The sequence below is a fragment of the Streptomyces sp. NPDC005808 genome (genome assembly GCF_042871385.1).
Taxonomy (GTDB): Bacteria; Actinomycetota; Actinomycetes; order Streptomycetales; family Streptomycetaceae; genus Streptomyces.
In genome coordinates this window covers 327,881-339,909 of sequence record NZ_JBIAIK010000007.1, presented here as the reverse complement: position 1 = coordinate 339,909, position 12,029 = coordinate 327,881, and the positions used below count along the sequence as shown (strand labels likewise).

Annotated in this window: 12 protein-coding genes; 7 read left to right on the top strand and 5 right to left on the bottom strand. The window is 71.5% G+C overall.

Going from position 1 to position 12,029, the window contains the following annotated elements; genetic code table 11:
* Window positions 1-18: 18 nt before the first annotated feature.
* Window positions 19-198, bottom strand: coding sequence for a hypothetical protein (locus ACFYPC_RS18560; RefSeq protein ID WP_388677070.1), 180 nt, complete (start codon window positions 196-198; stop codon window positions 19-21).
* A gap of 222 nt (window positions 199-420) precedes the next feature.
* Between ACFYPC_RS18560 and ACFYPC_RS18555 the strand changes: the two genes are divergently transcribed.
* The 4 genes from ACFYPC_RS18555 to ACFYPC_RS18540 all read left to right on the top strand — a co-directional run bounded on the left by ACFYPC_RS18555 (window position 421) and on the right by ACFYPC_RS18540 (window position 4,496).
* Window positions 421-1,635, top strand: coding sequence for an NYN domain-containing protein (locus tag ACFYPC_RS18555; protein ID WP_388677067.1), 1,215 nt, complete (start codon window positions 421-423; stop codon window positions 1,633-1,635).
* A 258-nt stretch (window positions 1,636-1,893) separates the two neighbouring features.
* Complete coding sequence (locus tag ACFYPC_RS18550) at window positions 1,894-2,868, top strand: ABC transporter ATP-binding protein (RefSeq protein ID WP_388677305.1); 975 nt, start codon at window positions 1,894-1,896, stop codon at window positions 2,866-2,868.
* 112 nt (window positions 2,869-2,980) lie between these two features.
* On the top strand, window positions 2,981-3,805 hold the full coding sequence (locus ACFYPC_RS18545) for an ABC transporter permease (RefSeq protein WP_388677064.1): 825 nt from the start codon (window positions 2,981-2,983) through the stop codon (window positions 3,803-3,805).
* A 34-nt stretch (window positions 3,806-3,839) separates the two neighbouring features.
* On the top strand, window positions 3,840-4,496 hold the full coding sequence (locus tag ACFYPC_RS18540) for an AAA family ATPase (protein WP_388677061.1): 657 nt from the start codon (window positions 3,840-3,842) through the stop codon (window positions 4,494-4,496).
* 280 nt (window positions 4,497-4,776) lie between these two features.
* On the opposite strand, the gene ybaK is transcribed toward ACFYPC_RS18540, so the two are convergent.
* The 4 genes from ybaK to ACFYPC_RS18520 all read right to left on the bottom strand — a co-directional run bounded on the left by ybaK (window position 4,777) and on the right by ACFYPC_RS18520 (window position 8,830).
* Window positions 4,777-5,280, bottom strand: coding sequence for a Cys-tRNA(Pro) deacylase (ybaK, locus tag ACFYPC_RS18535; RefSeq protein WP_388677059.1), 504 nt, complete (start codon window positions 5,278-5,280; stop codon window positions 4,777-4,779).
* A gap of 31 nt (window positions 5,281-5,311) precedes the next feature.
* A complete protein-coding gene (locus ACFYPC_RS18530) occupies window positions 5,312-6,052 on the bottom strand; it encodes an LON peptidase substrate-binding domain-containing protein (RefSeq protein WP_388677056.1) in 741 nt (246 codons plus the stop codon).
* Between the two features lie 11 nt (window positions 6,053-6,063).
* Window positions 6,064-7,083 (bottom strand): hypothetical protein, encoded by a 1,020-nt coding sequence (locus tag ACFYPC_RS18525; RefSeq protein WP_388677053.1) that lies wholly within the window; start codon window positions 7,081-7,083, stop codon window positions 6,064-6,066.
* A 166-nt stretch (window positions 7,084-7,249) separates the two neighbouring features.
* Complete coding sequence (locus ACFYPC_RS18520; protein ID WP_388677050.1) at window positions 7,250-8,830, bottom strand: oxidoreductase; 1,581 nt, start codon at window positions 8,828-8,830, stop codon at window positions 7,250-7,252.
* A 180-nt stretch (window positions 8,831-9,010) separates the two neighbouring features.
* On the opposite strand from ACFYPC_RS18520, the gene hisD reads away from it, so the two are divergent.
* The 3 genes from hisD to hisB are packed head-to-tail and all read left to right on the top strand — an operon-like array spanning window position 9,011 to window position 12,029.
* Window positions 9,011-10,333 carry a histidinol dehydrogenase gene (hisD, locus tag ACFYPC_RS18515; RefSeq protein WP_388677047.1) on the top strand — a complete coding sequence of 441 codons (1,323 nt, stop codon included), beginning with the start codon at window positions 9,011-9,013 and terminating at the stop codon, window positions 10,331-10,333.
* The gene (locus tag ACFYPC_RS18510) at window positions 10,330-11,439 is read left to right on the top strand and encodes a histidinol-phosphate transaminase (protein ID WP_388677044.1); all 1,110 of its coding nucleotides are present in this window, start codon (window positions 10,330-10,332) and stop codon (window positions 11,437-11,439) included. The genes hisD and ACFYPC_RS18510 overlap by 4 nt, the downstream gene beginning before the upstream one ends.
* Entirely contained in the window at window positions 11,436-12,029 is a 594-nt protein-coding gene (gene hisB / locus ACFYPC_RS18505) for an imidazoleglycerol-phosphate dehydratase HisB (RefSeq protein WP_055612125.1), read from the top strand. Before ACFYPC_RS18510 ends, hisB begins: the two co-directional genes overlap by 4 nt.

The following is a 12,029-nucleotide window of genomic DNA, read 5'->3' as shown; positions in this document are numbered from 1 at the left end:
ACGGCCCTGCACCAAAACTTAGTTGTGGCCGAAACGCTTCTGGTGCTTACGGGCGACATCCGCGGGGCTGCCCTGGGTCTGCGGCATCGGCGACTGCTGCGCCTCCGCCGAGGACCGCTCGGCCTGCTCCTGTGCACGCTCGGCCTGCGAGGAGCGGTCCTGCTGGCCGCCCTGCTTGCGGTTCTTGTTCTTGGCCATGGTGATTGCCTCCTACGGGGTTCCAGGGGCCAGGGCCGGGACCAGACTCACATAGGCGGAGAACCACCGCATTTCGGAGAATTACCGTGCGTAATAAGCCCTGTCGGAGCGTGATGTTCCGATACGCCACGCCGAAGATCGAGTTCCGGCCGTTAACCTCCGCGTGGTCGGGCAGACTCGAAGGAAGCCCAAAGCAAACCTCCCGGAAAGAGGGTGGACCGCGTGGACCGCTGCATCGTCCTGGTGGACGCCGGGTATCTGCTCGGGGCTGCTGCCAGCCTCCTCGCCGGGGATTCGTCCCGCTCCCGGATCACCGTCGACCACGCCGCCCTCATCCAGGGCCTGCGCGAGCGCGCCGAGTCCGACACGGAGCGCCCGCTGCTGCGCATCTACTGGTTCGACGGTGCCCCCGACCGGGTGCCCCAGCCCGAGCACCGCAGGCTGCGGGTGATGCCGCGCGTCACGGTGCGGCTCGGTGCCCTGACCCGTAGCGACGGGCGGTGGGCCCAGAAGGGCGTCGACGCCGCCATGCACGCCGAGCTGACCGAGCTGGCCCGCAACCGGGCCTGCTCCGACGTGGTCCTGGTGACCGGCGACGGCGATCTGCTGCCGGGCATGATGGCCGCCAAGGAGCACGGGGTCGCCGTACACCTGTGGGCCGTGCAGGCGGCCGACGGGGACTACAACCAGTCCGAGGACCTGGTGGCCGAGGCCGACGAGCGCCGGGTGCTCGACCGGGTGTGGATCACCAAGGCCGTACGCGCCAAAGAGCTCGGCGGGGTCTGCGCGCCACCGCCCGTGCCGCGCCCCGAGATCGCCGCGATCCTCTCCGCGCCGTTGCCCGAGTCGCACGGCACCGCGAGCGAGCGGCCGGCGCAGGAGACGGAGCACGCCTCGGCGGCCGAGTCCCCGAACGGCATCGAGGAGCGCGCGCCCGCGCCCAAGGGCGTACCCACCCCGAAGGACCTGGCCGCGCTGCGCGGTCCCGGCACACAGCCCGCCCAGCACCCCGCGAGCGCGACCCTGCGCTGGTCCTCCGACAAGGGCTGGGTCGAGCGCCCCGGGGGCGCCGCCGAGTCCGCGGAGGCCGCCTCGCTGCCCACGCTCGCCCAGCTGACCTCCGCCGAGCAGCGCTGGGCGGACCGCGAGGAGGACATCACCACCGTCGGTGGCGATCCGTACGAGGTGGGGCAGGTCTTCGCACGCCGCTGGATGGAGCGGCTCATCGACCAGAGCCATCTGCAGAAGCTGTCCGCGATGTACCCCCGTGTTCCGCACCGGGTGGACGGTGAACTGCTGCGCTACGCGGCCCGTTTCGGGCTGCTCACACACAAGGACGACCAGATCGACGAGCACGACCGGTATGCGATCCGGGCCGGGTTCTGGCGCGAGATCGACGTGCGTACGGCGGCGGAACACGCGCCTGTGGGGGAGTGAGCGGAGGGCCGCGGGCTGCTCTTGGCACAGGCTGAGACCGCCCCTCCCGGGAGCGGGCCAAGGTCCTGGAACAGGCCTTTCGAGGGTCGGCCGGCCATCGCCACCGGACTGGCCTCTCCCAGGCGGAGGTCCAGGAGCGGCCCGCGGAGGGGTGCGGCGAGGCCCCGGGCTCATATCGGGGCATCGGACCCCGTAGTCTCGTCCCTCGTGAGTACGCGCACGGCAGGGACAGCCCGGAACGGGCACAGAGGTGATCTGGTGTGCGCGGTGCGCGGGCTCACCAAGACCTACCCGGCCACCCGCGGACGGCGCGGCACCCCCGGTACGCCGGAGGTGCGGGCCACCGACGGGGTACGTCTGGACATCCGGCGCGGTGAGATCTTCGGGCTGCTCGGGCCGAACGGTGCCGGCAAGTCGACCCTTGTGCGACAGCTGACCGGGCTGCTGCGCCCCGACAGCGGCAGTGTGGACATCCTCGGGCACGACATCGTGCGCCACCCCGAGCGGGCGGCGCGGCTCCTCGCGTACCTCGGTCAGGAGTCGACCGCCCTCGACGAGCTGACGGTGTCGCTCGCCGCCGAGACGACCGCGCGGCTGCGCGGGCTCGAACTCCGTGCGGCGCGGGCCGAGCGGGACGCCGTACTCGACGAGCTGGGTCTCACCTCGATCGCCTCCAGCCCTCTGAAGAAGCTGTCCGGCGGCCAGCGGCGCCTCGCGTGCGTCGCCGCCGCCCTGGTGGGGGAGCGGCCGCTGCTCGTCCTGGACGAGCCGACCACGGGCATGGACCCCATCGCCCGCCGGGCCGTCTGGACCGCGGTGGACCGGCGCCGGGCCGAGCGCGACACGACCGTTCTGCTGGTCACCCACAACGTCATCGAGGCCGAGACCGTCCTCGACCGGGTCGCCGTCCTGGACCGGGGCCGGGTCATCGCCTGTGACAGCCCGGCCGGGCTGAAGGAGAAGGTCGCGGGCGAGGTGCGGGTCGAACTCGTCTGGCGCGAGAGCGCGCCGCTGCACGTCCCCGAGGTCGCCGCGCTGCGTGAGCGGGCCGTCGAGTCCGGCCGCCGCTGGACCCTGCGGCTCGCCCCCGAGGAGGCCCGCGCGGTCGTCGCCACGGTCACCGGTGGCGCCGCCTTCGCCGCCCTGGACGATTTCACGCTGGCCACCCCGAGCCTGGAGGATGTGTATCTGGCCCTCGGCGGGGCCGCCACGCAGGGGCTGGTGAAGGCGTGAGGGCCGTGAGGGTGGGAGTGGGTGTCTTGAGTGTGCGGGGCGCGGAATCCGTACGGACTGTCGTAGGCCCCGAGAGCAGGACTGCTGCCGGAGCGAAGAGGAGCAGCTCGACGTGAGTGTCGTACCCGCTGAGGTGCTGCCGGGCAGTGCGCTGTCCGTGGCCGAGGACGTCACCGATGCCGCGGAACCACTGGGGCCCCGGGCACGGCTGTGGCCGTCCATGGCCGCCGTCTACCGGGCACAGCTGTCCCGGGCGCGCGTCGCGCGGATTCCGCTGCTGTTCGTGGCCACCTTCCAGTCCGTCGGGATCATGGTCCTGATGCGGGGCGTGGTGGACGGCGGCGGCGAGGCGCAGGCCGTGGTGGCCGGGTCGGCGGTGCTCGTGGTGGCCTTCGTCGCGCTCAACCTCCTGGCCCAGTACTTCGGACAACTGCGCGCCGACGGCGGACTCGACCACTACGCGACGCTGCCCGTGCCGCCGGCCGCGGTAGTGCTCGGTGCCGCGGGAGCGTATGCCTCCTTCACCGTGCCCGGGACCATCGCCACCGCCGTCTGCGGCTGTCTGCTCTTCGGGCTGCCGATGGCCAACCTGTGGGTGCTGGTCCTGGTGATCCCGCTCGCGGGCGCCGCGCTCGCCGGGCTCGGGGCGGCGTTCGGGCTGCTCGCGCCGCGACCCGAACTCGCCACGCTCCTTGGCCAGATGGGGATGTCGGCGGCTCTGCTGCTCGGGGTGCTGCCGGCGGACCGGTTGCCGGTGGTCGTGCAGTACGGGCGGGATCTGCTGCCCTCGACGTACGGGGTCGACGCTCTTGCGCGGACCTTCGACGCGCATCCCGACTGGGCCGTCGTCCTCGGAGACCTGGCCGTGTGCGCGGGTGTCGGGGTGGCTTCGCTGGCCTTGGCGACCTGGGCGTACCGCCGTGCGGCCGTCCGGTGACGCGGCTGACAGACGGGCCTGGCACGATGTCAGGGTGACCGCTCCGCTGACTCCGCCGCCGCCGCCGCACCACCAGCCCTCGCACGACGCCTGGCAGGTCCCGCCCGCCGATGGTGTGGCGGGGGCCGCCGGGTATGAAGAGGACGGCCCCGGGATGAAGACCGAACTGCGAGAGGCCGCCGTGATCGTGGTGGCCGTGGCGCTCGGTGGGGTGCTCCTCGGGGTGCTGTGGTGGTGGCTGGCGCCGTCGGTGCCGTTGGTCGCGGACGACAGTGCGGTGTACCTCAAGGACTCCGAGGGGGAGCAGGCCATCGGGGTCGACGGAACGTTCACTCTGCTGGCGTTGGCGTTCGGGGCGGTGAGTGCGCTGGTCGTGTTCCTGTGGCGGCGGCGTGGGGGTGTTCCGCTGGTCGTCGCTCTCGCGGTGGGGGGACTGCTCGGGTCGCTGCTCGCTTGGCGGATCGGGATCTGGCTGGGGCCCACGCAGGATGTGGTCGCGCATGCCAAGGAAGTGGGCAAGGGGGTCACGTTCTCCGCGCCGTTGAAGTTGGGGGCGCACGGGGCGCTGCTCGCGTGGTCTCTGGCGGGGCTGGTCGTTCACCTCGGGCTGACCGCGCTCTTCGGGCCGCGGGACCCTGATCCGTTCCTGAGCCCGTACGAGGCTGCGCCGCCTTCGCCGCCGGTCGGTTAGTCGCCCTGGGTGGGGCGGGCCCTGGGTTTTTCGCCCCCTCCGCCCCTGCCCGTCCCTTGGTTCTGGGGGCTGCCGCCCCCAGGCCCCCGCTTCGGCCTGGACGGCCTCGTCCTCAAACGCCGGACGGGCTGAAAGATCCCCCCGACCGGATTTCGAGAGGCGGGCTACGCCGGGCGGCTGCCGTGGTTTGCTCGGCCCTTTTTGGTGCGCCATTTGCGTTTTCGGGTTTTCTTCGACATGTCTCTCGTGCTTAGCCGAGGACGGGACCTACGTCGAGGGGTCAGGCGCGGCCGATGGGGGCGGACACCGCTGCGGTGAGGGTCAGGAGGTCGGCGGGGGCGAGTTCGACCTCCAGGCCGCGGCGGCCGGCCGAGACGCAGATCGTGGGGTGGGCGGCGGCGGAGGCGTCGAGGACCGTGGGGAGCTTCTTGCGCTGGCCGAGGGGGGAGATGCCCCCGCGGACGTACCCCGTGGTGCGTTCGGCGGCCGACGGGTCCGCCATCGTCGCGCGTTTGCCGCCCACCGCCGTGGCCAGAGCCTTCAGATCGAGCGAGCCCGCGACGGGGACGACCGCGACGGTGAGCGTGCCGTCCACGTCGGCCACCAGCGTCTTGAAGACGCGCTCCGGAGAGACGCCCATCGCCTCCGCGGCCTCCTCGCCGTAGGAGGGGTGCGCGGGGTCGTGGTCGTAGGCGTGCACGGTGTACGGGACGCCCGCGGCCGTCAGGGCCACCGTCGCCGGGGTCCCCCCGGCCTGCTGCTGTTTCTTCGGCTTCTTCGCCATCGGCCTTCCCGGATGCGTCGGTGGGGAGTCGTCAGTTGAGACTCGTCGGGCCGCGCGTCAGCTCCGCCGCCGGCAACGACGGCAGGTTACGGATGATCGCGGTCTCCGCGCGCAGGAGTTTCAGCTCCGCGCGCAGGCGGGCGGCCGTGTCCGGCGCCTGGAGAAGCTGTTGCTTCGCCGGGATGTCCAGCATCACGGCGGCTGCGACGAGGTAGGAGACGACAGCCGGCTCGTCCGGAAGGTCGGCGCCGGTGGACAGCGAGCGCTCGCGGGCCCCCGCCAGCCGCTTCTGGTACTGCCGGAAGGCGCGCAGGACGCCCTCGGCGAGCGCGCCGGCCTCCTCGCCGGGGTCTTCGGGCAGTTCCTCCAGTTCGGCAGTGAGGAACTCGCCCGAGGTGTCGATGGAGAGAAGCCTGACACGCGTGGTGCCGGTCGCCAGTACCTCGAAGCTTCCGTCTGCGCGCTCCCGGATGGTCGCCGCGTCCGCGACGCAGCCCACCTCGTGGAAGGCCTTGGCCAGGTCGTCGCCGAAGCCGGCGGCGGGCCCGCGCCGGGGCACGGAGGTCTGGTCCGGCATGCCGGGTGCGGTGGGCGCGACCTCGTGGCCGTCCCGGATGGCGACGACGGCGAACCGGCGCGGTTCGTCCTCCGGGGTCTTCAGCAGGCTGCGCATCATGGCGCGGTAGCGCTCCTCGAAGATGTTCAGAGGAAGCACGAGCCCCGGGAACAGAACCGAGTTCAGGGGGAAGAGCGGGAGCCGCACGGTGGTCACGTCGGGAGAGCCTAATGGTCGCCGGAGTGGACGGGTCCGTCACGCTCACTCCGTGGATGCAGCGGCATACCCGCGGCGACTTCCAGACGGACCCCGTCGCGCAGTTCCAGGAACTGGCCCAGAGGGTCGTCCGAGACCCGGTCCCAGGGGAACGAGGTCGCGTACGGGCCGATCGCGCGGAGCTGTTCCAGCGCGTCCGCCCAGCGCTCCAGCCTGACCAGGACGTACGTGAGGAGGTTGCGTACCTCCGCGGGCCAGGCGTCGCCGTCGGTGTACGTCGCCGAGACCGCGATCGCCAGGTCGGCCGCCGCATCGAGGCGCTCGCGCGGCACCACGGCGCCACCGCCCTCGGTCAGATACGCGAACGCGGCGCGCACCGGCAGCGCCTGCACCAGGGAGCCGGGCAGTGCGTCGTGCGCGGCCCGCTCGGCGAAGTCGAAGCACTCGCGGTGCGAGCCGTACCAGGCTGCCGACAGATACCGCAGGGCGGCCACATGACAGCCGTAGTGATGCGGGGAACGGCGTACGGCCTCGCCCCACAGCTGCCCGAACTCGGTGTGCCCGGCGTTCGTGCCGCGGGCCTGGTCGAGCGCGATCCGCCAGGGCACCGGATCGCGCGGGTCGCCCTCGGCGGCGGCGGCGATCAGCGGGCCGACCTCGCGCAGCAGCTCGACGCGGGCCGGGGACTCCCAGCCCCGGGACACCGCCAGCTCGGCCTTGACCAGCAGGGCGTCCGGGTCGTGCGGGGAGGCGGCCTGCCACTCCTGGAGCCACTCGTCGCGGGAGCGCGCGAAGGTGGCGAGACGTGTCGCGTACCGGTCGCGGTTCTCCCACTCGGCGGCCTCCCGCGTGGTCGTGAGCAGTTTGGCCGCGGGGGCGTATTCGCCACGGCCCGCCGCGACCAGCGCGGGGCCGAGTCGCTCGTCCGGGGCGTCGAGCAGTACCTCCTCGTCGGCCGGCAGTCCGGCGGCGAGGCGCGAGGTGTTCTTGGCCATCCGGGCGGTACGGATGAACGCGCGCAGCAGTGCCATGGTGGAGACCATTGAAAGCTGCAGGTCGGGCCCGTACCAAGGAGGTGCGGTGAAGCTTTCGTAACCGCCGATTGGTTGTACGGGCAAGAGTCAAAGGAAGGTAAAAGGTGACTGTTGTTCTACTGTCGGTGAGCTGTCAACGCTGGTGAGCACAGTGCGCTGAACGTCAGCCGCGCCGCAGCAGCCGGGTCGCCCCCGCCGCCACCGTCGTGGCCAGGATCCAGCCAAGGAGGATCACCGCGGCGGCCAGCCACTGCCAGCCGCCGCGCAGCTGCCAGAAGCCCACCTGACCCAGGTCGATCACCGGAAGCAGCAGGTCCAGGGCGAACAGTGACGGGTTCCACGGTGGATGTTCGCCGCTCTTGAGAGGCGGATGGTCGGCATGCCGGAAGGCGATGGACGTCGCCGCCCACAGCACCGCCATCCACAGGGCGGCGCGCCCCGGCCGGTACCCGTAGGCGACTGTCAGGTCCTGCGCGTACCCCCAGAGCTTCGCGGCGAGCGGCAGCGTCTCGCGGCGGCGGCGCTGCTTGGCGAGCAGCACCTCGCGGGCGTCCTCGTCCTCGCCGGTGTTGCGCAGCACGGTGGCGAGGCGCTCGTAGGGCTCCGGGTTGTACTCGGCGGTCGCCGCGGCCACCCATTCCAGGCGCCGGGCCAGCGGGAACGCGCCCTGCGGCACCAGGTTCTCGTAGCCGAAGCCGCCCATGTGGAGGCCGCCGGGTCCCGGCCAGCTCGCCGCCCTGTCGACCAGGTTGACCACCTTGGCGCCCGACAGCACCACCTTGCCGCGCTCCGGCTTCTCCCCGAGGAAACGCAGCTCGGGCGTCTGGACCCGGCGCAGCGACAGTTCCTGGTCGTCGTCGAAGGTGAAGCGGGCCCGCTCCATGTCGAGCGCGTCCCCGAACCTCCCGTCGTCCAGGCGGATCCCGCCCTGGCACTCGAAGCGCTGCACCACCGTGCCGCGCGCCGGGGTGGTCCCGCCGGTCAGGATGGGATTGCCGACAGCGGCCGGGGTCAGGTAGAGCGTGCGGTTGACGGTGAGCTGGGGGGCGTTCAGCGCGAGGCGTGTGTACGGGTTGGTCAGCCTGCTGCCGCGCAGGCTGAGCGAGACGCCGACGGTGGCGCCCCGCAGGCTCAGCTCACCGTGCGACTCCAGCATCTCCGCCTGCAGGTCCTGCCCCACGGTCATGCCGTCGCCGGTGATCGAACGCCCGCGCCGGTCCCGGTAGACCACGGCCTGGTTGAGCAGCAGATCCGTGCCGATGTGCGCGTCGGTGAGGCGTACGCCGTTGTGGAAGCGGCAGCGCGGCAGATGCAGGTCGCCCTCGGTGTGCAGGCGGGCCGCCTCGAGGCGCGGCACCGAACAGTTCACCAGCCGTACGGTCTGGAACCGGGCCTCCGGCAGCAGGATCTCCTTCTCGAACCGGCACGCCTTCAGCTCGACGTACGGCACCACGGTGCCGCCCGCGAGATCGAGCACGTCGGTTATCTGCACCCCGGTCAGCTTCAGGGAGGAGACGCGGCCCTGGAGTGCGGGCGGCCCGTCGAGCAGCAGCCACGCCACGATCCGGGCCCGCACACTGCGCTCGGGGCCCCAGGGATGGCCGCCGTGCGGATCGTCGGCGAGCGCGTCGCCGCTGCGCAGGTCGTACACGCTGCCGTTGCGGAAGGACTGCCACATTCCGGCCTCGGCGGCGGTCAGTTCGTCCGGCAGGTCCCCATGGTGGATGCCGGCACCCTCGCTCACGGTTTTCCCTTCCTCCCCAGTTCCAGGCGTCCTCCCCAACTACTCGCGGGTTTCGGACAACCGTTCAATGCCCGCTGGGTGACGCCTCGAACGCTAACCGTGAAGCTGATCTTCCGGGGCTTGTATCAGCCATTGATACGGACGTCCGACGCCTCAGCGCCGTCTGAGAGAATTGGGCATGTGATCTCCCGAATCGATCTGCGCGGCGCTGCCCTCCCCGAGGGTTCCGCTCTGCGCGACCTGCTGCCCCGAGCCGACTTCGACGTTTCGGCCGCCCTGGAGAAGGTGCGTCCGATCTGCGAGGCCGTGCATCATCGGGGCGACGCGGCGCTGATCGACTTCGCCGAGAAGTTCGACGGCGTACGCCTGAAGTCGGTACGGGTCCCGGCCCAGGCGCTCAGCGCGGCGCTGGAGCAGCTCGACCCCGCGGTGCGCGCGGCCCTGGAGGAGTCCATCCGGCGCGCCCGGCTCGTCCACCGTGCGCAGCGGCGTACGACGCACACCACGCAGGTCGTGCCCGGCGGCTCCGTCACCGAGAAGTGGGTGCCGGTGGACCGCGTGGGGCTGTACGCCCCCGGCGGACGCTCCGTCTACCCCTCCTCTGTGATCATGAACGTGGTGCCCGCGCAGGAGGCCGGTGTCGAGTCGATCGCCCTGGCCTCGCCCGCCCAGGCGGAGTTCGACGGGCTCCCGCACCCCACGATCCTCGCCGCCTGTGCGCTGCTCGGCGTCGACGAGGTGTACGCGGCCGGTGGCGCCACCGCCGTCGCGATGTTCGCGTACGGCACCGAGTCCTGCCCGCCCGCCAACATGGTCACCGGCCCCGGCAACATCTGGGTCGTCGCCGCGAAGCGCTTCTTCACCGGCAGGATCGGCATCGACTCGGAGGCCGGACCCACCGAGATCGCGGTCCTCGCGGACGACACCGCCGACCCGGTGCACGTCGCCTCCGACCTGATCAGCCAGGCCGAGCACGACCCGCTCGCCGCCGCCGTCCTCGTCACGGACTCCGTGGCGCTGGCCGACGCGGTCGAGAAGGAGCTGGAGCCGCAGGTCGCGGCCACCAAGCACATCGAGGACCGGATCGTCCCGGCCCTGAACGGCAGGCAGTCGGCGATCGTCCTCGTCGACGGCATCGACGAGGGCCTGCGGGTCGTCGACGCGTACGGCGCCGAGCACCTGGAGATCCAGACGGCCAACGCCGCGGCGGTGGCCGACCGGGTGCGCAACGCGGGCGCGATCTTCGTGGGCCCCTGGGCGCCGGTCTCCCTCGGAGACTACGCGGCCGGCTCCAACCACGTGCTGCCCACCGGCGGTTGCGCCTGCCACTCCTCGGGGCTGAGCGTTCAGTCCTTCCTGCGCGGGATCCACATCGTGGACTACACGCGCGATGCCCTCGCGGACGTCGCCCACCACGTGGTGACGCTCGCGGAGGCGGAGGACCTGCCCGCACACGGCGCGGCGATCAAGGCACGCTTCGAGTGGAAGGTGCCCGGCAAGTGACCTTCGGAATTGATGACCTCCCGGTACGCGACGAGCTGCGCGGCAAGACCCCCTACGGCGCGCCCCAACTCGACGTCCCCGTACGGCTCAACACCAACGAGAACCCGTACCCGCTGCCCGAACCGCTCGTCGAGCGGATCGTCGAGCGGGTCCGCGAGGCCGCCCGGAACCTCAACCGCTATCCCGACCGGGACGCGGTCGAACTCCGGACCGAGCTGGCCAAGTACCTGACGAAGACCGGCAAGTACCCGGTCGCCGTCGAGAACGTCTGGGCGGCGAACGGTTCGAACGAGGTCATCCAGCAACTGCTGCAGACCTTCGGCGGACCCGGCCGGACCGCGATCGGTTTCGAGCCCTCGTACTCGATGCACGGGCTCATCGCGCGCGGCACGGGAACGGGCTGGATCTCCGGCCCGCGCAGCGAGGACTTCACGATCGACCTCGCCGCCGCCGAGCAGGCCGTCGCCGAGAACCGGCCGGACGTCGTCTTCATCACCACCCCCAACAACCCCACGGGCAACGCGGTGCCGCCCGAGACGGTCCTCGCGCTGTACGAGGCCGCGCAGGCCGCGAAGCCTTCGATGGTGGTGGTCGACGAGGCGTACATCGAGTTCAGTCACGGCGACTCGCTGCTGCCGCTGCTCGAAGGTCGGCCGAATCTCGTCGTCTCGCGGACGATGTCGAAGGCGTTCGGCGCGGCCGGACTGCGCCTCGGCTATCTCGCCGCGCACCCGGCGGTCGTCGACGCCGTCCAGCTCGTACGGCTGCCGTACCACCTGTCGGCGGTCACCCAGGCGACCGCGCTGGCCGCCCTGGAGCACACCGACACCCTGCTGGGATACGTCGAGCAGCTGAAGGCCGAGCGGGACCGGCTGGTCGCCGAACTGCGCGCGATCGGCTACGACGTGACCGAGTCGGATGCCAACTTCGTGCAGTTCGGGCGGTTCGCCGACGCCCAGGAGGTCTGGCGGAAGATCCTCGACCGGGGCGTCCTGGTCCGGGACAACGGCATCCCGGGATGGCTGCGGGTCACCGCCGGAACTCCCGCCGAAAACGACGCGTTCCTGGACGCGGTACGTGAACTGAAGAAGGAGCAGAGCGCATGAGCCGCGTCGGAAGAGTTGAGCGGGTGACCAAGGAGACCTCGGTCCTCGTCGAGATCGACCTCGACGGAACGGGCAAGGTCGACGTGTCGACAGGGGTCGGCTTCTACGACCACATGCTCGACCAGCTCGGCCGGCACGGTCTATTCGACCTGACCGTGAAGACCGAGGGCGATCTGCACATCGACTCGCACCACACCATCGAGGACAGCGCCCTCGCGCTCGGCGCCGCCTTCAAGCAGGCGCTCGGCGACAAGGTGGGGATCTACCGCTTCGGCAACTGCACGGTCCCGCTGGACGAGTCGCTCGCCCAGGTGACTGTCGACCTCTCCGGCCGCCCCTACCTGGTGCACACCGAGCCCGAGAAGATGGCGCCGATGATCGGCGAGTACGACACGACGATGACCCGGCACATCTTCGAGTCCTTCGTCGCACAGGCCCAGATCGCGCTGCACGTGCACGTGCCCTACGGCCGCAACGCGCACCACATCGTGGAGTGCCAGTTCAAGGCGCTGGCCCGCGCACTGCGTTACGCCTCCGAGCGTGACCCGCGCGCCGCCGGCATCCTTCCGTCCACGAAGGGTGCGCTGTAA

What these genes read in the sequence shown, in the direction of transcription:
- ybaK (WP_388677059.1), bottom strand. Translation starts at nt 5,280, where the DNA reads ATGGCGAAGAAGCCGAAGAAACAGCAGCAGGCCGGGGGGACCCCGGCG.
- ACFYPC_RS18525 (WP_388677053.1), bottom strand. Translation starts at nt 7,083, where the DNA reads ATGGCACTGCTGCGCGCGTTCATCCGTACCGCCCGGATGGCCAAGAAC.
- ACFYPC_RS18560 (WP_388677070.1), bottom strand. Translation starts at nt 198, where the DNA reads ATGGCCAAGAACAAGAACCGCAAGCAGGGCGGCCAGCAGGACCGCTCC.
- hisB (WP_055612125.1), top strand. Translation starts at nt 11,436, where the DNA reads ATGAGCCGCGTCGGAAGAGTTGAGCGGGTGACCAAGGAGACCTCGGTC.